Raw genomic sequence first — 23,958 nt, 5'->3', positions numbered from 1 at the left:
GGTCAGTCAACGAAGCGGTGACTGGCAGAATGCTTTCGTGAGCAAGCTCACTCCCACAGGGACCGAGTAAGGCATTTCGACCTGCAAGACCCTCTGGTCTTTGGGAGCTCCACATGCTCAACACCCTTCTTCCAATCCTGCTGTTCGCAGCCCTGGGCCTCGCGGTTCTGGGCGCTTTGCGGCGGGTCGCCATGTGGCGCAACGGGCGCGCCTCCAAGGTCGATCTGCTCGGCGGCCTGCTGGCCATGCCAAAGCGCTACATGGTCGATCTGCACCACGTGGTGGCACGTGACAAATACATCGCCAACACCCACGTGGCCACGGCCGGTGGCGCGGTGGCGTCCATCATCCTGGCGATTCTGGTGCATGGTTTCGGCCTGCATAACCGCATCCTCGGCTATGCGCTGCTGCTGATGTCGGCGGTGATGTTCGTCGGTGCGATCTTCGTTTATCTGCGTCGTCGCAACCCGCCGAGCCGCCTGTCCAAAGGCCCGTGGATGCGCCTGCCGAAAAGCCTGCTGGCGTTCTCGGCCTCGTTCTTCCTGGTGACCCTGCCGGTGGCCGGGATCCTTCCGGAAAACTTCGGCGGCTGGTTGCTGGCAGTGATCCTGGGGATCGGCGTGCTGTGGGGTGTGTCCGAGCTGTTCTTCGGCATGACCTGGGGCGGGCCGATGAAACACGCCTTCGCCGGTGCCCTGCACCTGGCCTGGCACCGCCGCGCCGAGCGTTTTGGCGGCGGCCGCTCCACCGGCCTCAAGCCGCTGGACCTGGCTGATCCGACCGCGCCGCTGGGTGTGGAAAAACCCAAGGACTTCACCTGGAACCAGCTGCTGGGCTTCGACGCCTGCGTGCAGTGCGGTAAATGCGAGGCCGCGTGCCCAGCGTTCGCTGCAGGCCAGCCACTGAACCCGAAAAAACTGATTCAGGACATGGTCGTCGGCCTGGCCGGCGGCACCGATGCCAAATTCGCCGGCAGCCCCTATCCCGGCAAACCTGTCGGGGAGCACGGCGGCAACCCGCATCAACCGATCGTCAATGGTCTGGTCGATGCCGAAACCCTGTGGTCGTGCACGACCTGCCGCGCCTGCGTGGAAGAGTGCCCGATGATGATCGAGCACGTGGACGCCATCGTCGACATGCGCCGTCACCTGACCCTGGAAAAAGGCGCGACCCCGAACAAGGGCGCCGAAGTCCTGGAAAACCTCATCGCCACCGACAACCCGGGCGGCTTTGCACCGGGCGGCCGTCTGAACTGGGCTGCGGACCTGAACCTCAGCCTGCTGAGCGAAAAGAAAACAGCCGACGTGCTGTTCTGGGTAGGCGATGGTGCCTTCGACATGCGCAACCAGCGCACCTTGCGCGCCTTCGTCAAAGTACTGAAAGCCGCTCAAGTGGACTTCGCCGTGCTGGGCCTGGAAGAACGTGACAGCGGTGACGTGGCCCGTCGCCTGGGTGACGAAGCGACCTTCCAGATGCTCGCCAAGCGCAATATCCAGACAATGTCCAAATACAGCTTCAAACGCATCGTGACCTGCGACCCGCACAGCTTCCACGTCTTGAAAAACGAGTACGGCGCCTTTGGCGGCGAATACCTGGTGCAGCATCACAGCACCTACATGGCCGAGCTGATCGGTGAGGGCGCGTTGAACCTGGGCCAGCACAAAGGCTCCAGCGTGACCTACCACGACCCATGCTACCTGGGCCGCTACAACGGCGAATATGAAGCGCCGCGCGACGTGCTCAAGGCATTGGGGATCGAGGTCAAGGAAATGCAGCGTTCCGGTTTCCGTTCCCGCTGCTGCGGTGGCGGTGGTGGCGCGCCGATCACCGATATTCCGGGCAAGCAGCGTATCCCCGACATGCGTATGGAAGACATCCGCGAAATCGGTGCCGAGCTTGTGGCCGTGGGTTGTCCACAGTGCACGGCAATGCTCGAAGGTGTGGTCGAACCTCGCCCGATGATCAAGGACATCGCTGAACTGGTGGCCGACGCCCTGCTTGAAGAAGCAGCGCCCGCCAAGCCGGCTCCTGTCAAACGTGAACCTGCGGAGGCGCACTGATGAGCGACATTATCCGCCGCGACCCTCGTGCCGAGTGGATCGCCCGCAACCGCCTGCACCCGCTGCATGCCGCCATGCAGCCGCAACAGGCGAGCTGGATGGGGCCTAACGGCATCATTCGCAAGAACGTCCACGGCGCCGGTTTCATCGGCCCCAACGGCATCAAGCGTATCGACCGCAGTGGCGCGCAACAGGGCGGCTCGGTCAAGCGCTCCGCCTCCGTTGAAGCGCAATTGCCGCTGCATCAGGTTGCAGAGCCTGCGTTCTACATCGCCGTGGTGCCTGACATGGTCGGCGGCCGCCTGAGCAGCCACGACCGCGATCTGCTGGGCTTGGCCCATGGGTTGGCGGGCAAAGACGGTGCGGTACTGGCCGTGGTGTTCGGCGAGCACAAGGAGTCGGCGTTCGACACCGCCGGTGTCGATCGGCTGCTGGTCCTGGAGGGCAGCGAGTTCAGCGGTTACTCCCCTGAACAGCGCGTACAGGGGCTGCGGGCTGTGGATAACCAGTTCGACCCACGTCACTGGTTGCTGCCTGACAGCCGTACCGGTGGTGGGGAATTGGGCCGCCGCTTTGCCGCGAGCATGGGCGAGCGCCCGGCGACGCGCGTCTGGCAGGTCAAAGACGCACAGGCCACGGGCCGGGCAGGGGCAGGGCAGCAAGATGTGTCGCGTCCGGTTTCGCGCTTGATCCTGGCAGCCGCTGAATGTGCGGAGCCCGTGAGCGAAACTCGCCACGAAGCGTTGCCGGTGGAGTTGTCCACAGGCATCGCGCGCAGCCTGGCGCGTATTGAGGATCTGGGCGCGGTGGCGGTCGATCCGGCACTTATCCCCATGGCCGAAGCGGAGTTCATCTTCTCGGGCGGCAACGGCGTCAAGGACTGGGAACTGTTCCACCGCACAGCCGCTGCGTTGGGCGCCACTGAAGGCGCATCCCGCGTGGCCGTGGACGACGGCTTCATGACCCGTGATCGCCAGGTCGGCGCATCGGGCACCTGGGTCACCGCGCGTGTCTACGTGGCTGTGGGTATCTCGGGGGCGATCCAGCACTTACAAGGCATCGGGGCCTGCGACAAAGTTGTGGCGATTAACCTGGATCCGACGTGCGACATGATCAAACGTGCTGATTTGTCGGTGATTGGCGAAAGCGCAGACGTGCTCAAGGCGCTGATCGAGGCCGTTGAGGCGTACCGGAACGAGGGAAAACGCGATGCAGCCTGACAAAATACTGCCTGTGGATAAAGCCGCCTTGCACGTTATCAGCCTCGTGTCTGTGGGTGCGCACCCGACTTCCGATCGTCCACGCCGTGCGGAACAGGATGCCCGCGCAGTCGAACTGGGCCTGCAACTGGCTGGGGATAACTTGCACGTGCTCCACGCTGGCAATGCGGAGGAGCCTGCATTGCGCGCCTACCTCGGCATGGGCCTGAAAGAATTGCACGTGCTCGACCAGCCCGGAGGTGCCGATGCGCTGCCGGGGCTGGCCGATTACATACGCGAGTCCGGGGTACAGTTGGTGCTTGCTGGCACCCAGGCCGAGACTGGTGAAGGTTCGGGCATGTTGCCCTACCTGCTGGCCGAAAAACTCGGCTGGCCGCTGGTGGTGGGCATGGCTGAAGTCGAATCCATCAGCGGTGGATCCGCCCAGGTCCTTCAGGCCCTGCCACGCGGCCAACGGCGTCGCCTCAAGGTTCGCCTGCCTTTCCTCGCCACTGTGGACAACGCCGCCCCCAAACCGCGCCAGAGCGCCTACGGCCCTGCACAGCGCGGCACGCTGGATGTGGAACAGATCGAAGTCACCATTGATGAGTTATTCACAGGCGCCGAACTGACACCCGCCAAACCTCGGCCAAAACGCCTGAAGGTCATCAAGGCCAAAAGCGGTGCCGACCGGATGAAGGCAGCGACGGCCAAGGCCAGCGGTGGCGGCGGGCAAGTGCTCAAAGGGGTTAGCCCCGAGGAAGGCGCTGCAGCGATTTTGAAGCTCCTGGTGGAGGAAGGGGTGGTTCGCTAACCCCTCGCCGCGCCCTCAACGCCGCTCCCGCCGGCAAGCCGTGCTGCTACGGATCGGCGTCCGTACCCACATCAATGACAACCCCCATCCCCCGTAGCAGCATGGCTTGCCGGCGGGGGCGTTCTCGACATCGCTATCGTCGGCACGCCGTGAGGCGATGTGGGAACTGGGTGTATCTCCCGTTCAAGACTTTGGGTCATCTGTCTCCATCGCCGACCGAGTGGTGGCAGCATCGACAATCATCACGTCGAATACTTGCTCGATGACCTGACGAGGCCCTTGTTTCAAGCTCCAGGTGAAGAAGACAAGGCAGCCAAGCAGCATGATGAAGCATGCCGAGCCAATGACGCTCTGTGATACGCCAGTCCAGAAGCCAGGTCGCGCGGATCGTATCTCGTGGCTGGCTTTTGCGGCGTACATGTCTTCCATCTCCCTTGTTTCATCAGCGAGAGATGCTTTCAGAAAATCCACCGCCAGCTGCGCTGCCTGGCTCCGGTAGCTCTCAAGAACTGACACGTTGTTGCTCATATCGTGGAACGCGGCAAGGTCGGCGTCTTTCGGGAGTTCTCCGTGCTTTTCCTTGAATGCCAGGATGTATTCGATTTTCTGACGCTTGTATTGCGAATAGGCGAGCTTGCCAACGATGTCGTTATCGTCCGCGACCAACGCGTTATAGATATGGTTGTAGTTCGCTTTGGTCATGCAAACTCAGTCTCGCGCAGCCTTGCGTACGCAGTGGCAAAGGCGGTGTTGATCTCATCGATGGTTCTGGGGCGGAAGGTGACGACACCCAACAGCTCTCGTGGAAGCTTTGCAGGGCGGCCTCCGTGCTCGATCAGTTGGGCATTGGCTCTCAAGACGACGTCTCGTGAGAAGTGGGCTCTGCTTTTCATGATTGAATCCTTCCAGTCAGGAGAGTTGTGCTAGCGGGAGTTTACGGTCCTTGGATTTGCAACGATGTCAGACGCTTCCGAATCTTCTGCCCTTCAATCAATCCACATACCCACAATCGCTGTTGATCCACCTGTGGATAAACTGTTCGGCCATTGGTGCGAGCCACGTACGGCGTGGCTTACAAACGATCGATCAAAAAACAACCATCCTATCTAGCGGTTTCTAAAGGCTTTTTCTCCACAGCACCTGGTCCAGACTCAGATTTTTTGCCCACATTCTCTGTGCGCGGCTGTGTGGATAAGATGTTCGCTTTCCTCTGAGAGCAAGGTAAACCGGGGCTTTCAAAGATTTGTTCAAATTTTGATCAGTGCAACGTTTCTCTGACGAATGTGCATCGTATGAGCCTGAATTTCGGCGCGACATAAGCTTTTCCACAGATGCTCGCGTATCTTGACGAGTTGCGCACATTCTCTGTTGGCGGTTCTGTGGATAAGGTGTTTGCGCTCTTCTGCATCCCGCTATAATCGTGGCTTACAGAGCTTTGTTCAAATATTGATCAGCCATTTCCAGCCCACGCCAGGAGAAATAAGTCACGGTTTTTTCTGACTTTTTACACAGGCGAAATTCGACTTCCCCACAATTGCTGTGGGTTGTGCTGTGGATAAGTTGTTTGTGGATGCTGCAGAGGGGCGGCGGGGGTGGTGTGGAGCAGGGTTGAGCGTTTTCTGACCAATATTCGGATTTCAGCTCACAAACGCATCGCGGGCAAGCGCGCTCCTACAGTTCGATTTCTGCAGGAGCGCGCTTGCCCGCGATGACGTTGGAACAAGCGCTGCAGTTGGACCTTACTCGTGGTTGACCGCCACACCTTTCAGATACGGCGCAGGCTCAGCGCCCATGTTCTCCAGGAGCTTGGCGCTGTACCAGTCGATGAAGTTGACCACGCCGAACTCGTAGGTTTTCGAGTACGGGCCTGGCTGGTAGGCGACGGAGTTGATGCCGCGCTGGTTTTCTTCGGCCAGGCGACGGTCCTGGTCGTTGGTGGCGTCCCAGACTTCGCGCAGGCGGGCAACGTCGTAGTCCACGCCTTCGACAGCGTCCTTGTGCACCAGCCACTTGGTGGTGACCATGGTTTCCTGGGCGCTGATCGGCCACACGGTGAACACGATCACGTGGTCGCCCATGCAGTGGTTCCAGGAGTGCGGCAGGTGCAGGATGCGCATCGAGCCCAGGTCCGGGTTCTGGATGCGGCCCATGAGCTTCTTGCTGCCTTGCTTGCCGTCCATGGTCATGGACACGGTGCCTTTGAGCAGTGGCATGCGCACGATGCGGTTACGCAGGCCGAAGCTCTTGTGCAGGTAGGGAATCTTTTCGGCTTCCCACGCCGCGGCCGATTCGGCGACGTGATCCTTGAATTTCTGGTCGGCGCGGGGATCGTTGGTGTCGTCCCACTCCAGCAGGGTGTTCAGCAGTTCAGGGTGAGAACCGTTGCAGTGGTAGCACTCGCGGTTGTTTTCCAGCACCAGCTTCCAGTTGGCCTTTTCCATCAAGGTGGTTTGCACCGCCACCTTGGTGTTTTCCATGTCGTACGGTTCCATGTAGTGGTTCAGGGTCTGCAGGAACTCGTCGATGGCCGGCGGATTGGTCGCCAGGCTGATGAAGATGTAGCCGCCGGACACCTTGCAGTGCACAGGCTTGAGGCTGAATTCCTTCATGTCGAAGTCAGCGCCCATTTCGGTACCCGCGTACAGCAGGCGGCCGTCGAGCTCGTAGGTCCACTGGTGGTATGGGCACACCAGTTTGGCGACCTTGCCTTTTTCCTTGGTACACAGACGCGAGCCGCGATGGCGGCAGACGTTGTGGAACGCGTTGACCGTGCCATCTGGCGAGCGTACGACCAGGATCGGGTTCTTGCCGATCTGCAGGGTCATGAAGTTGCCCTTGGCCGGAATCTCGCAGGTCATGCCCGCGATCAGCCATTCCTTTTGAAAGATTTCCTGCATGTCGATTTCAAACAGCCGCTCATCGCTGTAGAAAGGCTGCGGCAGCGAATAAGTACGCTCACGAGTCTGCAGCATTTCGGCGGTTGCCTTGCGTGCGGGTTCCAGCGGATCGCCCAGGCTCAGAGTTGCGGTGACGTCCATCTTTCAAGTCCTCAGACCGCGATTTCAGCGGTCTACGAATGTGGCCAATTACGGTTGTGTTGTGTGTCTGGCACGCGAGGCGACGGTATTTTCTGTCGCTCAGGCTTTATGAGTAAAAAATGTGTATCGATTTAGCCGCGAGTGTGGAGTGGGGCGCGACGTGAACCTTATCCATGGGCGACATGGCCGATTCCGTTGACGACTACGCAACCCCTATAGACCGGGCCTGGTCGCCATAAGTATGTGAATGTCGCTGATAGGTAAATAGGCCGTTCTCGCGTTACGCAGAATCGCCACCATAAGAGGCCGACAGTCGGCCGTGGAGAGTGAGTATGTCCCAGAGTTTCCTCAGCCCGGTCAACACGCAGACTTGGGCCAATGGCCGCCACCTTGTGCGGGTCGTAAAAGTGATCCAGGAAACCTGGGACGTGCGCACCTTTTGCTTCATGGCCGATCAGCCGATCCTGTTCTTTTTCAAGCCGGGTCAGTTCGTCACCCTGGAGCTGGAAATCGACGGCGTGCCGACCATGCGCTCCTACACCATTTCCAGCTCGCCATCGGTGCCATACAGCTTCTCGATCACCATCAAGCGTGTGCCGGGCGGCAAGGTGTCCAACTGGCTGCACGACACCCTTCACGAAGGCCAGGAGCTGGCCGTGCACGGGCCGGTGGGTTTGTTCAACGCCATCGACTTCCCGAACCCGAAGATTCTGTACCTCAGCGGCGGTGTCGGTATCACGCCGGTGATGTCCATGGCGCGCTGGTACTACGACACCAACGCCAACGTCGACATGGTGTTCGTCCACAGCTCACGTTCGCCCAAGGACATCATCTATCACCGCGAGCTGGAGCAGATGGCGTCGCGCATCAACAACTTCTCGCTGCACATCGTGTGCGAGAAGCATGGTCTGGGTGAGCCGTGGGCGGGTTATCGCGGTTACCTGAACCAGAAGATGCTTGAGCTTATGGCGCCGGACTTCATGGAGCGTGAGGTGTTCTGCTGCGGCCCGACGCCGTACATGAACGCGGTCAAGCGCCTGCTGGAAGCCAACGGTTTCAACATGGCGCAGTACCACGAGGAATCTTTCGGCGCGACGCCTCCGGAGGCTCGTGCAGACGCCGTGGAGCATGCCGAGCAGGCCGCCGACGCACCGGAAATCGACGTTGCCGAGTTGCATCAGGTGGAATTCACCGACACCGGCAAGAGCATCCGCGTGGCGCCGGGCGAAACCGTTCACGCCGCTGCAGCCAAGCTTGGCCTGATGATTCCGAAAGCCTGCGGCATGGGGATCTGCGGGACCTGCAAGGTGATGAAGCTGAGCGGGGAGGTGGAGATGGAGCACAACGGCGGGATCACCGACGACGACGTGGAAGAGGGTTACATCCTGTCGTGCTGCAGCGTGCCGAAAGGGGATGTGCGGATCGAGTATTGATAAGCGTGTAGCAGCATGGCTTGCCGGCGGTGGCGATTTCGAAGGCGCTGCCGCCGGTAAGTCGGACTGTTCCATGCCACGGACCTAATTCCACTGTTCCTGGGCTGACCAACCAACCGGGAATCCCATCGGCCTCAGTTTTGAGGCGTCCTGATCTCTCAGCATCTTCAGTGCTCGGGCCTTCCACTGAGTATCCGGGCTGATCAGATCCGTCAGGTAAGCAAGCATGGTGAATACCACGTACAGCCGCTGTGATGGCTGAGGCTGGTTGTGGCAAGCCGCCAATAGCGCCCAGCTTTTGGGCAGTGACGGGCGAACGGGCAGCTCTCTGTTCCACAGGCGTGAGTGATGGGCGCAGCAGTTGCGGATGAACGTCAGCGTGTGCAACCAAGACTGCAGTACTTCAAAAGGCAGTTTGAACCGCGATGCGATGGCTTTCTTGTCGCGGCTTCTGGCGAGGGCCCTGAAAAGGGTCGAGACCGTCCCAAGGCTCATTTCCTCAAGCATTGCCCACGCAGGCGGCAGCTGCGGCGCACTATAGGTTGCGCCATAAAAGCGGAAGTAGTTATCGCGAGCGCGGTTCTCCATGTGTTGTTGAGTCGCCTGCTCAGAGAGTTCGTTGCGCCGGTTTCGGACGCGTTCGCGCTCCAGCTTTCTTGCCTCGTCGGCGAGCTTAAGCCGCAGTGGGCGCAAGAGCTCGCCATGAGCATAGGATGACTGAAACGACTTCGGGTCGGCTATCCAGCCTGAACCGAGCCTGGGACTTAAATGGTTGTTGATGGCTGCGCGCACGGCCACTTCGACTTTTTCTATTGCCTCCATGACGAGGCTGCGTAATGAAGAGTCGAAGCGATAGACCTCCACGATATCTTTCAAGCTTGAACCAGGCTTGAACGCGTGGTCAGGGCGTGTTTCCTGAAATGGACGCATGTATGGACTGAGCCGGAACAGCGTGACCACCTCCAGCAAAGACATCGCCTTTTTTTCATTCGCGATGTGCAGGCCGCGCTTCTTCAGCAGTTCCAGTTGCTGATCTACGCTGAGGGCGGGTTTATCGAATGGCCTCATGCCATTTTCTCCAGGCAAAAAAAACCCGCGCGATTTGAGCGTGCTGACCAGGTCAACCTAGGCTTGGCGGGTGTGTTGCGCTGGATTATATGGGCCTCCGTAAGGAGGTCAACTTTGAGGTTTCAGCAAATTGTAACGGTGGCTTCCTTGGTTCCAGAGGTCAGGAATGCCGCGATGAGCAGCATTCCCTTTCTGGATTTGGAACCCATTCACAAACGGAAGCGCGCCACCATCCCGTTCAAATCCACCGCCAGGCGCGACAGCTCATTGCTCGCTGCGCTGGTCTGGTTGGCACCGGTGGCCGACTGGGTCGACAGGTCACGGATGTTGACCAGGTTGCGGTCCACTTCGCGGGCCACTTGGGCCTGTTCTTCCGCAGCGCTGGCAATGACCAGGTTGCGTTCGTTGATTTCCACCACCGCGTTGTTAATGGTATCCAGCGCAAGACCCGCGCCTTTGGCGATGCTCAGGGTGGATTCTGCGCGTTCGGTGCTGCTGCGCATGGAGTTCACGGCTTGCTCGGTGCCACCCTGAATGCTGCCGATCATGCGCTCGATCTCGCTGGTCGACTGCTGGGTGCGGTGCGCCAGGGCGCGAACTTCGTCGGCGACCACGGCAAAGCCACGGCCGGCTTCACCCGCGCGCGCCGCTTCGATGGCAGCGTTGAGGGCCAGCAGGTTGGTCTGGTCGGCCAGGCCGCGGATCACGTCCAGCACCTTGCCGATGTCGCGGGATTCATCGGCGAGGTTGCCGATCAGGGTCGCGGTGCTTTGCACGTCGCCGCTCATGCGCTCGATGGCGCTGACGGTTTCCTGAACCAGGTCACGACCATCGCTGGCCGAGGTGGTGGCATTCTGCGAGGCTTCGGACGTGCTCACGGCGTTGCGTGCCACTTCTTCGACGGCGCTAGTCATTTCGTTGACCGCAGTCGCTGCCTGTTCGATCTCGTTGTTCTGCTGCGACAGGCCCCGGGCGCTTTCGTCGGTCACCGCGTTCAGTTCTTCTGCGGCCGAGGCCAACTGGGTGGCGGATCCGGAAATGCGTTGCAGCGTGTCGCGCAGCTTGGACTGCATTTTCAGCATGGCGGTCAGCAGTCGGCCAGCTTCGTCGGTGCCATCGACCTGGATGGTGCGGGTCAGGTCGCCTTCGGCAATTTCTTCGGCAGCGTTCAGTGCCGCTGCAATCGGACGGGTAATGCTGTTGGTCAGCAGCCAGGCGAACAGCAGGGTCAGTGCAGTGGCAATGATGAGCAGGGTCACGACCATGGTGAAGGCGGTCGAGTACTGGTCCGACGCCATCTTGTTGGTGTCGTTTAGCTGCTGGGTGTTGATCTCTACCAGCTTGCCGAGGACGGTGTTCATCTGGTCGGAGTTGGTTTGCAGGTCAGCGCCGAGCAGGGTTGCCAGTTCGTCCAGCTTGTTGGCGTTACTCAGGGACTTCATGCGGTCTTCGAGCCCGCGGTACTCGTTGAGCAGCCTGACGTACTGGTCGTAGGCGGCCTGCTCCTCGGGCGCTGCGATCAGCTTGACGTAGATGGCGCGAGCTTCTTCGATCTGCCTGTTGCGCATGGCCAGCAGTTCGACGGTCTTGGCCAGGGTTTCAGGCTCGCGATTGAGCATCAGGCGGTACGACAGCACGCGCAGGCGAATGCTGCCTTCGGTCAGTTTGTCCAGCGACTTGATGCTGGGCATGCTGTTGGTGGCCATGGTTTCGGTGGCGTCGTTGATCTTGCTCATTTGCATCAGAGCGAAGACACCCAGAACCAGCATCAACAAGCCGATGATGGAAAAACCGAGGAATGCGCGGGGCGCGATGTTCATATTACGTAGGGACATGACGGTTCCAGAAAGGCCGCAATCCATGCGAGGCGAGGGGGAGAATGGTCAGAGATGCATGACTTATCGGTCGCGTCTTCCCAGACTTGAACCCGTTGGTCCATACCTGTGCGCTTGTGTCGCAGGGGGCCGATCTGACGAACAGCAGGAACAAGACGGCCAAAACGCAGTCAATCAGGTCCGTTATGCGTTTGTGCCGTTGAAGTGAACGAAGTGCTTGCAAGGTCGGTGTTGTGGCGTAAATGCCCTGATTTCACTGGTAGCCGAAGTCTCTTTTCTTTATCGTACGCGCCCTTGAAATTTGCCTGAGAAATCAAAATGTTGGAAGCATCCCTAAGCCAGTTGGAAAAGCTCGTTGCAGACCTGGTGCAGCAGAACCAGGAATTGCAGAACTCGAACGCGCAACTCACTGACGAGTTGCGAAAGGCCAGGGATGACAACGACAGCCTGCAGTTGAGCCTGCTGGAGCAGGAAGAAAAGCAAGGCGCTACCGCAGCCCGCATTCAGGCGCTGGTTGACCGTGCCACCAGCGTCAGCGCGGTCGGCGCATGATTATCGACCGCGACACCACCAAGGTCATTTCCATTCTGGGCAACGATTACACGATCAAGGCACCCGAGGGTCAGGAGCAGACCTTGATGGATGCCGTGGTCATGCTCAAGGCGGCATTGTCCGAGACCAAGCGCAGCTACCCGACCCTGATCGGCGACCGCCTGCTGGTGCTGGCGGCGCTGAACCTGTGCTCGAAGCAGATCGAACTCAAACAGCAGCATGCCGCAGAGCTGAGCGTTTACGAGGAAAAGGTCAATGCGACGGTCGAGGTGATCGAGAAGGTGATTGCGCAGGGGTGAACATCCTGCCGATCACAATGGCTCTGTGGGAGCGGGCTCGCCCGCGAAGAGGTCGTAACAGCCGCAGCATATTCAGCGGCTGAAATTCCGTCTTCGCGGGCGAGCCCGCTCCCACAGTTGTTATTTGCTGTTCTCAGGCGCCCATCACCAGGCGGATATCCGCTGCCAGCTCGCGCACGCGGGCTTCTTCGGTGTCCCAGGAGCACATGAACCGTGCGCCGCCGCTGCCGATGAAGGTGTAGAACCGCCAGCCCTTTGCGGTCAGTGCCGCAATCGCCGCTTCCGACAGTTGCAGGAACACGCCGTTGGCCTGCACCGGGAACATCAGGTCGACCCCCGGAATATCCTTCACCAGTTCGGCCAGCAACTGCGCGCAGCTGTTGGCGTGGCGGGCATGTTTGAGCCAGGCGTCGTTTTCCAGCAGGCCGACCCACGGCGCCGAAAGGAAGCGCATTTTCGACGCCAGTTGCCCTGCCTGCTTGCAGCGGTAGTCGAAGTCTTCGGCCAGCTTGTGGTTGAAGAACAGGATCGCTTCACCCACCGCCATGCCGTTTTTCGTGCCGCCAAAGCACAGCACATCGATGCCGGCCTTCCAGGTCAACTCCGCCGGTGTGCAACCCAGGTACGCACAGGCGTTGGCGAAGCGGGCGCCGTCCATGTGCAGGTTCAGGCCCAGTTCCTTGCAGGTGTCGCTGATGGCCTTGAGTTCTTCAGGCAGGTAGACGCTGCCCACTTCGGTCGCCTGGGTCAGGGTCACGACCCGCGGTTTGGGGTAATGGATGTCGGCACGCTTGAGCGCCACTTCGCGGATCGATTCGGGCGTCAGCTTGCCGTTCTCGCTGCGTGCGGTCAGCAGCTTGGAGCCGTTTGAGAAGAACTCCGGCGCGCCGCATTCGTCGGTCTCGACGTGGGCGGTTTCGGAGCAGATGACGCTGTGGTAGCTCTGGCACAACGACGACAGGGCCAGGGAGTTGGCCGCCGTGCCGTTGAAGGCGAAGAACACTTCGCAATCGGTTTCGAACAACTGACGGAATTGATCGGCGGCGCGTGCTGTCCACTGGTCATCGCCATAGGCGCGTTGATGGCCGTGGTTCGCTTGTTCCATGGCCGCCCAGGCTTCCGGGCAGATTCCCGAATAGTTGTCGCTGGCAAACTGCTGGCTTTGGTCTGACATGGCCGGTTCCCTGTAGTCGAAGGCTGCGACTGTAACGAACATTCCATGGTTTGGTCATGCATTCTTGCGTCAGAAAATTCATCAGATGAGTGAGGACATGAGCGAGACCACGGCGAGTACCCGCCCTTTGCGTGACCGGGCACTGGACCTGCTCAAGTGGCTGGCGATGCTGAGCATGCTGCTGGACCACTTGCGTTACGTCGGCTGGTCTGCAGATTGGCTGTACGTGCCGGGACGTCTGGCGTTCGCGTGGTTTTGCCTGGCGATCGCGGTGAACGTGCGGCGCGGCATGGATCGCGCCCCTCAGGCCGGTGTGAGCTGGAAATATCTGGCGTGGCTTGCGGTGTTTTCGCTGATTGCCGAACTGCCTTATCGCCTGTACATGGCAGGTGAGGTGACCACGCTCAACGTGCTGGCGACCCTGGTGCTGGGGTTGCTGGTGGCGCAGGGGGCGGTCGCTCGTTCGTGGTCGGTGCGAGCCATGGGCATCGTCGCGCTGGGACTGGGTGTCGCGTTTGCGCCGCATTGGATGTTCGGCGCGTTCGGGGTCCTGTTGCCGGCCGCTTTTGTGTTGGTGTTGCGCGGTTCGTTGTGGTTGGCGGTGGTGCCGGGGATCGTCTGCCTGTTGAGTAATGAGTGGTCCAGGATCATCGACGGCATGCTCTGGGGTGACCCTATCTCAATCGGCGCGCTGGTCGCTTGTCTGCTCGGACCCTGGTTGGGACTGGCGCTGCTGCGCAGCAAGCCTGGGTTCGGGGTATGGCCGATGCGTAAATGGGCCTACCTGATTTATCCGGTGCATTTTCTGGTGTTGTACGTCCTGCGCTCACAGATCCTGTAGGAGTGAGCTTGCTCGCGATTATGGTGTGTCAACCAACATAGGTGTGTCTGACACGCCGCTATCGCGAGCAAGCTCACTCCTACAGGGCGCTGTGGTGTTGAAAAAACACTGTAGACAAACCGCCGTCCCCACCCTTATCTTCCGCACCAGGCCACCGCAGTGGCCAACGTCGCTCGGACGGTTCCGGGCGCTTACGTCTTCTAGAGGCCTCCATGGCAGACCAAGGTTCGCCGCGCCGCTTTGCGCGCATCGATCGACTCCCCCCTTACGTGTTCAACATCACTGCCGAGCTGAAAATGGCCGCTCGTCGTCGTGGTGAAGACATCATCGACCTGAGCATGGGCAACCCCGATGGGGCAACGCCGCCGCACATCGTCGAAAAACTGGTCACCGTCGCCCAACGTGAAGACACTCACGGCTACTCGACTTCGCGTGGCATCCCGCGTCTGCGTCGGGCGATCTCCAGTTGGTACAAAAAACGTTACGAGGTCGACATCGACCCCGAAACCGAAGCCATCGTCACCATCGGCTCGAAAGAGGGCCTGGCGCATCTGATGCTCGCCACCCTCGATCAGGGCGACACAGTGCTGGTGCCCAATCCCAGTTACCCGATCCACATCTACGGCGCAGTGATTGCCGGGGCGCAGGTGCGTTCGGTGCCGCTGATTCCGGGCGTGGACTTCTTCGCCGAACTGGAAAAAGCCATTCGCGGCTCGATCCCCAAGCCTAAGATGATGATCCTGGGCTTTCCGTCCAACCCGACCGCCCAGTGCGTCGAACTGGACTTCTTCGAGCGCGTCGTCGCGCTGGCCAAACAGTACGACGTGCTGGTGGTTCACGACCTGGCCTACGCCGACATCGTCTACGACGGCTGGAAAGCCCCCTCGATCATGCAGGTGCCGGGCGCCAAGGACATCGCGGTGGAGTTCTTCACCCTGTCCAAGAGCTACAACATGGCGGGCTGGCGGATCGGCTTCATGGTCGGCAATCCCGAGCTGGTCAACGCACTGGCGCGGATCAAGAGCTACCACGACTACGGCACCTTCACCCCGCTGCAAGTCGCTGCCATTGCCGCGCTGGAAGGCGACCAGCAGTGCGTGCTCGACATCGCCGAGCAATACCGCCAGCGCCGCAACGTGCTAGTAAAAGGCCTGCATGAACTGGGCTGGATGGTCGAAAACCCCAAAGCCTCGATGTACGTCTGGGCCAAGATCCCTGAGGCGTACGCCCACTTGGGCTCGCTGGAGTTCGCCAAGAAGCTGCTGGCCGAGGCCAAGGTCTGTGTGTCACCGGGTGTCGGTTTTGGCGAATACGGCGACGATCATGTGCGTTTCGCCCTGATCGAGAACCAGGATCGTATTCGTCAGGCGGTGCGCGGGATTCGCGGGATGTTCCGGGCGGATGGGTTGTTGCCTGGCAAATCTGTCTGATTGCGACATTCGTCACTCTAAAATCCCCGGCATTGACCGGGGATTTTTGTTTCAACACATCCCTGCGTAGGAGCGCGCTTGCCCGCGATGGCGGTGTGTCAGAGGCGTAGAACCCGCCTGATACAACGTTTTCGCGGGCAAGCGCGGTCCTACAGGTGTCATGTCAAACCCGGCATTTCCCCCTCCCTGCAAAACCATGTCGTAAACGCGCCTTTGCGTGGCGTGCGTAGGCATCTAGCCTGTCTGCGTCGGCCCTACCATCGCTTTCAAAGGACAGTCCACAAGTCCTACTGACAATCAGGCGCCGCGCCGCCGCTGGGAGAACCGCGATGTTCAGCAAGCAAGACCAGATCCAGGGTTATGACGATGCACTGTTGGCAGCGATGAATGCCGAAGACCAACGTCAGGAAGATCACATCGAGCTGATCGCCTCGGAAAACTACACCAGCAAGCGCGTCATGCAGGCGCAGGGCAGCGGCCTGACCAACAAATACGCCGAAGGCTACCCGGGCAAGCGCTACTACGGTGGCTGCGAGCACGTCGACAAGGTCGAGCAACTGGCCATCGACCGCGCCAAGCAACTGTTCGGCGCCGATTACGCCAACGTGCAGCCGCACTCCGGTTCCTCGGCCAACAGCGCCGTTTACCTGGCCCTGCTGCAAGCCGGCGACACCATTCTGGGCATGAGCCTGGCCCACGGTGGCCACCTGACCCACGGCGCCAAAGTGTCGTCCTCGGGCAAGCTCTACAACGCTGTTCAGTACGGCATCGACACCACCACCGGCCTGATCGACTACGACGAAGTCGAGCGCCTGGCGGTAGAGCACAAGCCTAAGATGATCGTTGCCGGCTTCTCGGCTTACTCCAAGACTCTGGATTTCCCACGCTTCCGCGCCATTGCTGACAAAGTAGGCGCGCTGCTGTTCGTCGACATGGCCCACGTGGCCGGTCTGGTTGCTGCGGGCCTGTACCCGAACCCGCTGCCGTACGCCGACGTGGTCACCACCACCACCCACAAGACCCTGCGCGGTCCACGTGGTGGCCTGATCCTGGCCAAGTCCAACGAAGAAATCGAAAAGAAACTGAACGCTGCCGTATTCCCCGGCGCTCAGGGCGGCCCGCTGATGCACGTCATCGCAGGCAAGGCCGTGTGCTTCAAGGAAGCGATGGAGCCAGGTTTCAAGGCTTACCAACAGCAAGTGATCGACAACGCCCAGGCCATGGCCCAGGTGTTCATCGACCGCGGCTACGACGTGGTGTCCGGCGGTACCGACAACCATTTGTTCCTGGTCAGCCTGATCCGTCAGGGCCTGACTGGTAAGGATGCCGACGCCGCTCTGGGCCGTTCGCACATCACCGTGAACAAGAACGCCGTACCGAACGACCCACAATCGCCATTCGTGACCTCGGGCCTGCGTATCGGCACCCCGGCCGTCACCACCCGCGGTTTCAAAGTCGCTCAATGCACGACGCTGGCTGGCTGGATCTGCGACATTCTCGACAACCTCGGCGATGCCGATGTCGAGGCCAATGTTGCCAGCCAGGTTGCCGCCCTGTGCGCCGATTTCCCGGTTTACCGCTGAGTCAGGAGTAGCACTATGCAACACTATTCGGGCTTCGGCCTCTTCAAACACTCCCTCAGCCACCACGAAAACTGGCAGCGCATGTGGCGCACGCCGACCCCTAAGAAGGTCTACGACGTGGTCATCGTTGGCGGTGGCGGTCACGGTCTGGCGACTGCCTACTACCTGGCCAAGGAGCACGGCATCACCAACGTGGCCGTGGTCGAGAAAGGCTGGCTGGGCGGCGGCAACACCGCCCGTAACACCACCATCGTGCGCTCCAACTACCTGTGGGACGAATCGGCCCACCTGTACGAACACGCGATGAAACTGTGGGAAGGCCTGTCCCAGGACCTGAACTACAACGTCATGTTTTCCCAGCGCGGTGTGTACAACCTGTGCCACACCCTGCAGGACATGCGTGATTCCGAGCGTCGTGTCAGCGCCAACCGCCTGAACGGCGTCGATGGCGAACTGCTCAACGGCAAGCAGGTAGCCGAAGAAATCCCGTACCTGGACTGCTCGAAGAACACCCGTTACCCGATCATCGGCGCGACCGTTCAACGTCGCGGTGGTGTAGCGCGTCACGACGCCGTGGCCTGGGGCTTTGCCCGCGCCGCTGACGCCCTGGGCGTTGACCTGATCCAGCAGACTGAAGTCACGGGTTTCCGCAAGGAAAACGGCGTGTGCATCGGCGTTGAAACCAACAAGGGCTTCATCGGCGCCAAGCGTGTCGGTGTGGTGACTGCCGGTAACTCCGGCCACATGGCCAAGCTCGCGGGCTTCCGCCTGCCGGTCGAGTCGCACCCGCTGCAAGCACTGGTATCCGAGCCGATCAAGCCAATCATCGACAGCGTCATCATGTCCAACGCCGTTCACGGCTACATCAGCCAGTCCGACAAGGGCGACCTGGTGATCGGCGCCGGTATCGATGGCTGGGTCGGCTACGGCCAGCGCGGTTCCTACCCGGTGATCGAACACACCATCCAGGCCATCGTCGAGATGTTCCCGGTGCTGTCCCGCGTGCGCATGAACCGCCAGTGGGGCGGCATCGTCGACACCACGCCGGACGCTTGCCCGATCATCTCCAAGACGCCAGTTCCGAACATGTTCTTCAACTGCGGTTGGGGTACCGGTGGCTTCAAGGCTACACCTGGCTCGGGCAACGTTTTCGCGGCGAGTCTGGCGAAAGGCGAAATGCACCCGTTGGCCAAACCGTTTTCCATCGACCGTTTCCACAACGGCGCACTCATCGACGAACACGGCGCTGCCGCGGTCGCCCACTAACAGGAGAATTTCCTATGTTGCACATCTTCTGTCCTCACTGTGGCGAACTGCGCTCCGAAGAGGAATTCCACGGTTCGGGTCAGGCTCACATTCCGCGTCCACTGGACCCGGCTGCCTGCACCGACGAGCAGTGGGGCGACTACATGTTCTTCCGCGACAACCCGCGCGGTCTGCACCACGAGCTGTGGATTCACGCTGCCGGTTGCCGTCAGTACTTCAACGCCACGCGTGACACCGTGACTTACGAAATTCTCGAGACCTATCTGATTGGCACCAAACCGCAGTTCGTGAACCCGGTTCCAGCCGTCGGGAAGGGAGACAAAGCATGAGCCAGTCCAATCGTCTGCCCAATGGCGGCCGCATCGACCGCAGCAAGGTCCTGAACTTCAGCTTCAACGGCCAGACCTACCAGGGCTTTGAAGGCGACACCCTGGCCGCAGCCCTGCTGGCCAACGGCGTCGACATCATCGGCCGCAGCTTCAAATACTCGCGTCCTCGCGGCATCTTCGCGGCAGGCTCCGAAGAGCCGAACGCGGTACTGCAGATCGGCGCGACCGAAGCCACCCAGATCCCGAACGTGCGCGCCACGCAACAGGCGCTGTACTCGGGCCTGGTCGCCACCAGCACCAACGGCTGGCCGAGCGTGAACACCGACATGATGGGGATTCTCGGCAAGGTCGGCGGCAAGCTGATGCCACCGGGCTTCTACTACAAAACCTTCATGTACCCGCAATCGTTCTGGATGACCTACGAGAAGTACATTCGCAAGGCCGCAGGTCTTGGTCGCTCGCCGACCGAGAACGATCCGGACACCTACGACAACATGAACCACCACGCCGACGTGCTGGTGGTCGGCGCAGGCCCTGCGGGTCTGGCGGCGGCACTGGCAGCTGCGCGCAGCGGCGCCCGCGTGATCGTGGCTGACGAACAGGAAGAGTTCGGCGGCAGCCTGCTCGACTCCCGCGAAAGCCTGGACGGCAAGCCCGCCGCTGAGTGGGTAGCCACCGTCGTTGCCGAGCTCAAAGGCTTGAAGAACGTTGTGCTGCTGCCACGCGCCACTGTGAACGGCTACCACGACCACAACTTCCTGACCATCCACGAGCGTCTGACCGATCACCTCGGCGACCGCGCGCCAATCGGCCAGGTGCGTCAGCGCATGCACCGTGTCCGCGCCAATCGTGTGGTGCTGGCGACTGGTACTCACGAGCGTCCGCTGGTCTACGGCAACAACGACGTACCGGGCAACATGCTGGCCGGTGCCGTTTCGACTTACGTTCGCCGTTACGGCGTGGCACCGGGCAAGAAGCTGGTGCTGTCCACCAACAACGACTACGCCTACCGCGTTGCGCTGGACTGGCTCGATGCCGGCCTGCAAGTGGTGGCCGTGGCCGATGCACGCCACAACCCACGTGGTGCGCTGGTTGAAGAAGCGCGTGCCAAAGGCATTCGCATCCTGACCGGCAGCGCGGTCATCGAAGCCCGCGGCAGCAAGCGCGTCACCGGTGCCCGTGTAGCGGCTATCGACGTGCGTGCACACAAAGTCACCAGCAATGGCGAGTGGCTGGACTGCGACCTGGTTGCCAGTTCCGGCGGTTACAGCCCGATCGTTCACCTGGCGTCCCACTTGGGCGGCAAGCCGGTCTGGCGTGAAGACATCCTCGGTTTCGTACCGGGTGAAGCGCCTCAGAAACGCGTGTGCGTCGGCGGCATCAACGGCGTATACCCACTGGGCGACGCATTGGCCGACGGTTTCGAAGGCGGTGTTCGGGCAGCGTCCGAAGCCGGCTTCCAGCCTGTGGAAGGCGTTATTCCAAAGGCTCTGAGCCGCGTGGAAGAAGCCACCCTGGCGATGTTCCAGGTGCCGCACGAGAAGGGCACTTCCCGCGCGCCGAAACAATTTGTCGACCTGCAGAACGACGTCACCGCTGCCGCCATCGAACTGGCGACCCGCGAAGGCTTCGAGTCGGTCGAACACGTAAAACGCTACACCGCGCTGGGCTTTGGCACCGATCAGGGCAAGCTGGGCAACGTCAACGGTCTGGCCATCGCGGCCCGCTCGCTGAACGTCACCATCCCTGAGATGGGCACCACCATGTTCCGCCCGAACTACACGCCGGTGACCTTCGGCGCGGTAGCCGGTCGTCACTGCGGTCACATCTTCGAGCCTGTGCGCTTCACCGCGCTGCACGCCTGGCACGTCAAGAACGGCGCCGAATTCGAAGACGTCGGTCAGTGGAAACGTCCTTGGTACTTCCCGAAAGCCGGTGAAGACATCCACGCAGCCGTGCGCCGCGAATGCAAAGCCGTGCGCGACAGCGTCGGCCTGCTGGACGCCTCGACCCTGGGCAAGATCGACATCCAGGGCCCGGATGCACGGGAGTTCCTGAACCGCATCTACACCAACGCCTGGACCAAGCTGGATGTGGGCAAGGCGCGCTACGGCCTGATGTGTAAAGAAGACGGCATGGTCTTCGACGACGGTGTAACCGCCTGCGTCGCCGACAACCACTTCATCATGACCACCACCACTGGCGGCGCTGCACGCGTGCTGCAATGGCTGGAGATCTATCAGCAGACCGAATGGCCGGATCTGAAGGTGTACTTCACCTCCGTGACCGACCACTACGCGACCTTGACCCTGTCGGGCCCGAACAGCCGCAAGCTGCTCAGCGAAGTGACCGACATCGACCTGGATCGTGAAGCCTTCCCGTTCATGACCTGGAAAGAAGGTCTGGTCGGTGGCGTACCGGCTCGCGTGTTCCGGATTTCCTTCACCGGTGAGCTTTCCTACGAAGTGAACATCCAGGCCGACTACGCCATGGGTGTTCTGGAAAAAATCGCCGAGGCGGGCAAGAAATACAACCTGACCCCGTACGGCACCGAAACCATGCACGTACTGCGGGCCGAGAAGGGCTTCATCATCGTCGGCCAGGACACTGACGGCTCGATGACCCCGGACGACCTGAACATGGGCTGGTGTGTCGGTCGCACCAAACCGTTCTCGTGGATCGGCCAGCGTGGCATGAGCCGTGAAGACTGCGTGCGTGAAGATCGCAAGCAACTGGTCGGCCTCAAGCCGGTCGATCCGAACAAGTGGCTGCCGGAAGGTGCGCAACTGGTATTTGATCCGAAGCAATCGATCCCGATGACCATGGTCGGTCACGTGACCTCGAGCTACGCAGCGAACTCGCTGGGTTACTCGTTCGCCATGGGCGTGGTCAAGGGCGGTCTGAAGCGCATGGGCGAACGTGTGTTCTCGCCGCAGGCGGATGGCAGCGTGATCGAGGCGGAAATCGTTTCCTCGGTGTTCTTCGATCCGAAGGGTGACCGGCAGAACGTGGAGTAAGCCTGCGAGCTTGTTGAGATCCCTGTAGGAGTGAGCTTGCTCGCGATGACGTCAGACCAGACCCATTTGGGGTGACTGACACACCGCAATCGCGAGCAAGCTCACTCCTACAGGGGCCGTGTTCACCGATACAACAGAATTCAACACAGGTGCTCTATGACCACAGCCAACGTTTACCAACAGCGGCCAACGACCGACGCCAAAGTCGAGTCGCCTCTGTTTCACGCCGATCTGAAAAGCCTGGTCGGCAAGGGCCGCACCAACCCGGGTGTGGTGCTGCGCGAGAAAAAACTGCTGGGCCACCTGACCATTCGTGGCGATGCCCATGATCCGGCGTTTGCCGCCGGTGTTCACAAGGCGCTGGGCATGGAACTGCCTGCCGCGTTGACGCTGGTCTCCAGCGGCGACAGTTCGATCCAGTGGATGGGCCCGGACGAGTGGCTGCTGATCGTCCCGACCGGCGAAGAATTCGCCGTCGAGCAGAAGCTGCGTGAAGCGTTGGCCGGCCTGCACATCCAGGTGGTCAACGTATCCGGCGGCCAGTCGATTCTGGAACTGACCGGGCCGAACGTGCGCGACGTGCTGATGAAATCCACCAGCTACGACGTACACCCAAGCAACTTCCCCGTGGGCAAGGCCGTCGGCACCGTCTTCGCCAAATCGCAACTGGTGATCCGCCGTACCGGTGAAGAAACCTGGGAACTGCTGATCCGCCGCAGCTTCGCCGATTACTGGTGGTTGTGGCTGCAGGATGCCAGCGCCGAGTACGGCCTCGGGATCGCAGCCTGATTCGGGGCGAACCCGTCACACCTGTGGGAGCGAGCTTGCTCGCGAAGGCGGTATTACAGACACCAGAGATCCGGAGTTTGTATTACCGCCTTCGCGGGCAAGCCCGCTCCCACAGGGAATCTGCATTTTTCTGCAGAAATTGATTGAACAGGAGCAACACCCCATGAGCCGCGCCCCCGATACCTGGATTCTGACCGCCGACTGCCCCAGCGTGCTGGGCACGGTGGATGCGGTGACGCGGTTTCTGTTCGAGCAGGGCTGCTACGTCACCGAGCACCACTCGTTCGATGACCGGCTGTCCAGCCGCTTTTTCATTCGCGTCGAATTCCGTCAGCCCGACGGTTTCGACGAGGCGTCGTTCCGCGCAGGCCTGAGCGAGCGTGCCGAAAGCTTTGGCATGAACTTCGAGCTGACAGCGCCGAACTATCGGCCAAAAGTGGTCATCATGGTCTCCAAGGCCGATCACTGCCTGAACGACCTTCTGTACCGTCAGCGCATCAACCAACTGGCCATGGACGTGGTCGCAGTGGTGTCCAACCACCCCGATCTCGAACCGCTGGCTCGCTGGCACGAAATTCCCTACTACCATTTCCCCCTCGACCCCAACGACAAGCCGGCGCAGGAAGCGAAGGTGTGGAACGTGATCGAGGAGTCCGGTGCGGAGCTTGTGGTACTTGCCCGTTACATGCAGGTGCTGTCGCCGGAGCTGTGCCGCAAGCTCGACGGCAAGGCGATCAACATCCATCACTCGCTGCTGCCGGGCTTCAAGGGTGCCAAGCCGTACCACCAGGCCTACAACAAGGGCGTGAAGCTGGTCGGTGCGACGGCGCATTACATCAACAACGATCTGGACGAAGGCCCGATCATCGCCCAGGGCGTCGAGGTGGTGGACCACAGTCACTACCCCGAGGACCTGATCGCCAAAGGCCGCGACATCGAAGGCCTGACGCTGGCGCGAGCGGTGGGGTATCACATTGAACGGCGGGTGTTCCTCAACGCCAACAGGACTGTCGTCCTGTAGCTCGGGCCGCTTCGCGGATCGCGAGCAAGCTCACTCCTACAGGTTATGCGATCCCCTGTAGGAGTGAGCTTGCTCGCGATGACGGCATCACAGACAACCCAAGAATCACGGCAGTAAACAACATCAATCCAGAGCAACCAATGCGTTGCAGCAACACCAAGCAACGCATTTCTCCGCTACACAGCTGTATCCATAAAAACAATTCAGCGA

General features: G+C 60.7%; 20 protein-coding genes. 14 read left to right on the top strand and 6 right to left on the bottom strand.

Annotated elements, in window-relative coordinates; translation table 11 throughout:
• The first annotated feature begins 113 nt into the window (after positions 1-113).
• The 3 genes from dgcB to NPS29_RS06885 are packed head-to-tail and all read left to right on the top strand — an operon-like array spanning position 114 to position 4,073.
• Positions 114-2,060, top strand: a complete 1,947-nt coding sequence (dgcB, locus tag NPS29_RS06895; protein WP_274131578.1) for a dimethylglycine demethylation protein DgcB — start codon at positions 114-116, stop codon at positions 2,058-2,060.
• Entirely contained in the window at positions 2,060-3,280 is a 1,221-nt protein-coding gene (locus NPS29_RS06890) for an electron transfer flavoprotein subunit alpha/FixB family protein (RefSeq protein WP_274131577.1), read from the top strand. The genes dgcB and NPS29_RS06890 overlap by 1 nt, the downstream gene beginning before the upstream one ends.
• On the top strand, positions 3,270-4,073 hold the full coding sequence (locus NPS29_RS06885; protein ID WP_274131576.1) for an electron transfer flavoprotein subunit beta: 804 nt from the start codon (positions 3,270-3,272) through the stop codon (positions 4,071-4,073). Before NPS29_RS06890 ends, NPS29_RS06885 begins: the two co-directional genes overlap by 11 nt.
• Positions 4,074-4,256: 183 nt before the next feature.
• Here NPS29_RS06885 and NPS29_RS06880 read toward each other — a convergent pair whose 3' ends face one another.
• The 3 genes from NPS29_RS06880 to gbcA all read right to left on the bottom strand — a co-directional run bounded on the left by NPS29_RS06880 (position 4,257) and on the right by gbcA (position 7,111).
• A complete protein-coding gene (locus NPS29_RS06880) occupies positions 4,257-4,775 on the bottom strand; it encodes a hypothetical protein (RefSeq protein ID WP_274131575.1) in 519 nt (172 codons plus the stop codon).
• Positions 4,772-4,966: a hypothetical protein gene (locus NPS29_RS06875; RefSeq protein ID WP_274131574.1), complete on the bottom strand. Its 195-nt coding sequence runs from the start codon at positions 4,964-4,966 to the stop codon at positions 4,772-4,774. The genes NPS29_RS06880 and NPS29_RS06875 overlap by 4 nt, the downstream gene beginning before the upstream one ends.
• 846 nt (positions 4,967-5,812) lie before the next feature.
• Positions 5,813-7,111: a glycine-betaine demethylase subunit GbcA gene (gbcA, locus tag NPS29_RS06870; RefSeq protein WP_274131573.1), complete on the bottom strand. Its 1,299-nt coding sequence runs from the start codon at positions 7,109-7,111 to the stop codon at positions 5,813-5,815.
• Between the two features lie 332 nt (positions 7,112-7,443).
• On the opposite strand from gbcA, the gene gbcB reads away from it, so the two are divergent.
• Positions 7,444-8,544 carry a glycine-betaine demethylase subunit GbcB gene (gbcB, locus tag NPS29_RS06865; RefSeq protein WP_274131572.1) on the top strand — a complete coding sequence of 367 codons (1,101 nt, stop codon included), beginning with the start codon at positions 7,444-7,446 and terminating at the stop codon, positions 8,542-8,544.
• An 84-nt stretch (positions 8,545-8,628) separates the two neighbouring features.
• On the opposite strand, the gene NPS29_RS06860 is transcribed toward gbcB, so the two are convergent.
• Both NPS29_RS06860 and NPS29_RS06855 read right to left on the bottom strand, forming a co-directional pair.
• Positions 8,629-9,612 carry an Abi family protein gene (locus NPS29_RS06860; protein WP_274131571.1) on the bottom strand — a complete coding sequence of 328 codons (984 nt, stop codon included), beginning with the start codon at positions 9,610-9,612 and terminating at the stop codon, positions 8,629-8,631.
• A 209-nt stretch (positions 9,613-9,821) separates the two neighbouring features.
• Entirely contained in the window at positions 9,822-11,447 is a 1,626-nt protein-coding gene (locus NPS29_RS06855) for a methyl-accepting chemotaxis protein (RefSeq protein ID WP_274131570.1), read from the bottom strand.
• Between the two features lie 318 nt (positions 11,448-11,765).
• Here NPS29_RS06855 and NPS29_RS06850 point away from each other — a divergent pair, with 318 nt between their 5' ends.
• Positions 11,766-11,999 (top strand): hypothetical protein, encoded by a 234-nt coding sequence (locus tag NPS29_RS06850; protein ID WP_274131569.1) that lies wholly within the window; start codon positions 11,766-11,768, stop codon positions 11,997-11,999.
• On the top strand, positions 11,996-12,298 hold the full coding sequence (locus NPS29_RS06845; protein ID WP_274131568.1) for a cell division protein ZapA: 303 nt from the start codon (positions 11,996-11,998) through the stop codon (positions 12,296-12,298). The genes NPS29_RS06850 and NPS29_RS06845 overlap by 4 nt, the downstream gene beginning before the upstream one ends.
• A 133-nt stretch (positions 12,299-12,431) precedes the next feature.
• On the opposite strand, the gene NPS29_RS06840 is transcribed toward NPS29_RS06845, so the two are convergent.
• Entirely contained in the window at positions 12,432-13,472 is a 1,041-nt protein-coding gene (locus tag NPS29_RS06840; RefSeq protein WP_274131567.1) for a low specificity L-threonine aldolase, read from the bottom strand.
• Positions 13,473-13,569: 97 nt separating this feature from the next.
• Between NPS29_RS06840 and NPS29_RS06835 the strand changes: the two genes are divergently transcribed.
• The 8 genes from NPS29_RS06835 to purU all read left to right on the top strand — a co-directional run bounded on the left by NPS29_RS06835 (position 13,570) and on the right by purU (position 23,748).
• A complete protein-coding gene (locus tag NPS29_RS06835) occupies positions 13,570-14,313 on the top strand; it encodes a TraX family protein (RefSeq protein WP_274131566.1) in 744 nt (247 codons plus the stop codon).
• A 212-nt stretch (positions 14,314-14,525) separates the two neighbouring features.
• Entirely contained in the window at positions 14,526-15,743 is a 1,218-nt protein-coding gene (alaC, locus tag NPS29_RS06830; protein ID WP_274131565.1) for an alanine transaminase, read from the top strand.
• 329 nt (positions 15,744-16,072) lie between these two features.
• Positions 16,073-17,326: a serine hydroxymethyltransferase gene (gene glyA, locus NPS29_RS06825; RefSeq protein ID WP_274131564.1), complete on the top strand. Its 1,254-nt coding sequence runs from the start codon at positions 16,073-16,075 to the stop codon at positions 17,324-17,326.
• A 15-nt stretch (positions 17,327-17,341) separates the two neighbouring features.
• A complete protein-coding gene (locus tag NPS29_RS06820) occupies positions 17,342-18,592 on the top strand; it encodes a sarcosine oxidase subunit beta family protein (RefSeq protein WP_062385335.1) in 1,251 nt (416 codons plus the stop codon).
• Positions 18,593-18,606: 14 nt separating this feature from the next.
• The gene (locus tag NPS29_RS06815; RefSeq protein ID WP_166595674.1) at positions 18,607-18,921 is read left to right on the top strand and encodes a sarcosine oxidase subunit delta; all 315 of its coding nucleotides are present in this window, start codon (positions 18,607-18,609) and stop codon (positions 18,919-18,921) included.
• Positions 18,918-21,938 carry a sarcosine oxidase subunit alpha gene (locus NPS29_RS06810; RefSeq protein ID WP_274131563.1) on the top strand — a complete coding sequence of 1,007 codons (3,021 nt, stop codon included), beginning with the start codon at positions 18,918-18,920 and terminating at the stop codon, positions 21,936-21,938. The genes NPS29_RS06815 and NPS29_RS06810 overlap by 4 nt, the downstream gene beginning before the upstream one ends.
• Positions 21,939-22,094: 156 nt before the next feature.
• Positions 22,095-22,727 carry a sarcosine oxidase subunit gamma gene (locus tag NPS29_RS06805; protein ID WP_274131562.1) on the top strand — a complete coding sequence of 211 codons (633 nt, stop codon included), beginning with the start codon at positions 22,095-22,097 and terminating at the stop codon, positions 22,725-22,727.
• A 163-nt stretch (positions 22,728-22,890) separates the two neighbouring features.
• Positions 22,891-23,748, top strand: a complete 858-nt coding sequence (gene purU, locus NPS29_RS06800) for a formyltetrahydrofolate deformylase (protein ID WP_274131561.1) — start codon at positions 22,891-22,893, stop codon at positions 23,746-23,748.
• The last annotated feature ends 210 nt before the right edge of the window (positions 23,749-23,958 follow it).

This window comes from Pseudomonas putida, from assembly GCF_028682175.1.
Lineage (GTDB): Bacteria > Pseudomonadota > Gammaproteobacteria > Pseudomonadales > Pseudomonadaceae > Aquipseudomonas > Aquipseudomonas putida_AD.
The sequence above is the reverse complement of the archived record's forward strand: the minus strand, read 5'-3'. Positions and strand labels throughout refer to the sequence as shown.

Excerpts from the sequence above, each read along its gene's own strand:
- dgcB (WP_274131578.1), top strand. The coding sequence starts at position 114 with ATGCTCAACACCCTTCTTCCAATCCTGCTGTTCGCAGCCCTGGGCCTC.
- NPS29_RS06845 (WP_274131568.1), top strand. The coding sequence starts at position 11,996 with ATGATTATCGACCGCGACACCACCAAGGTCATTTCCATTCTGGGCAAC.
- NPS29_RS06810 (WP_274131563.1), top strand. The coding sequence starts at position 18,918 with ATGAGCCAGTCCAATCGTCTGCCCAATGGCGGCCGCATCGACCGCAGC.
- NPS29_RS06885 (WP_274131576.1), top strand. The coding sequence starts at position 3,270 with ATGCAGCCTGACAAAATACTGCCTGTGGATAAAGCCGCCTTGCACGTT.
- NPS29_RS06840 (WP_274131567.1), bottom strand. The coding sequence starts at position 13,472 with ATGTCAGACCAAAGCCAGCAGTTTGCCAGCGACAACTATTCGGGAATC.
- NPS29_RS06875 (WP_274131574.1), bottom strand. The coding sequence starts at position 4,966 with ATGAAAAGCAGAGCCCACTTCTCACGAGACGTCGTCTTGAGAGCCAAT.
- NPS29_RS06855 (WP_274131570.1), bottom strand. The coding sequence starts at position 11,447 with ATGTCCCTACGTAATATGAACATCGCGCCCCGCGCATTCCTCGGTTTT.
- NPS29_RS06805 (WP_274131562.1), top strand. The coding sequence starts at position 22,095 with ATGACCACAGCCAACGTTTACCAACAGCGGCCAACGACCGACGCCAAA.
- purU (WP_274131561.1), top strand. The coding sequence starts at position 22,891 with ATGAGCCGCGCCCCCGATACCTGGATTCTGACCGCCGACTGCCCCAGC.
- NPS29_RS06815 (WP_166595674.1), top strand. The coding sequence starts at position 18,607 with ATGTTGCACATCTTCTGTCCTCACTGTGGCGAACTGCGCTCCGAAGAG.
- alaC (WP_274131565.1), top strand. The coding sequence starts at position 14,526 with ATGGCAGACCAAGGTTCGCCGCGCCGCTTTGCGCGCATCGATCGACTC.
- glyA (WP_274131564.1), top strand. The coding sequence starts at position 16,073 with ATGTTCAGCAAGCAAGACCAGATCCAGGGTTATGACGATGCACTGTTG.
- gbcA (WP_274131573.1), bottom strand. The coding sequence starts at position 7,111 with ATGGACGTCACCGCAACTCTGAGCCTGGGCGATCCGCTGGAACCCGCA.
- gbcB (WP_274131572.1), top strand. The coding sequence starts at position 7,444 with ATGTCCCAGAGTTTCCTCAGCCCGGTCAACACGCAGACTTGGGCCAAT.
- NPS29_RS06850 (WP_274131569.1), top strand. The coding sequence starts at position 11,766 with ATGTTGGAAGCATCCCTAAGCCAGTTGGAAAAGCTCGTTGCAGACCTG.
- NPS29_RS06880 (WP_274131575.1), bottom strand. The coding sequence starts at position 4,775 with ATGACCAAAGCGAACTACAACCATATCTATAACGCGTTGGTCGCGGAC.
- NPS29_RS06860 (WP_274131571.1), bottom strand. The coding sequence starts at position 9,612 with ATGAGGCCATTCGATAAACCCGCCCTCAGCGTAGATCAGCAACTGGAA.
- NPS29_RS06890 (WP_274131577.1), top strand. The coding sequence starts at position 2,060 with ATGAGCGACATTATCCGCCGCGACCCTCGTGCCGAGTGGATCGCCCGC.
- NPS29_RS06820 (WP_062385335.1), top strand. The coding sequence starts at position 17,342 with ATGCAACACTATTCGGGCTTCGGCCTCTTCAAACACTCCCTCAGCCAC.
- NPS29_RS06835 (WP_274131566.1), top strand. The coding sequence starts at position 13,570 with ATGAGCGAGACCACGGCGAGTACCCGCCCTTTGCGTGACCGGGCACTG.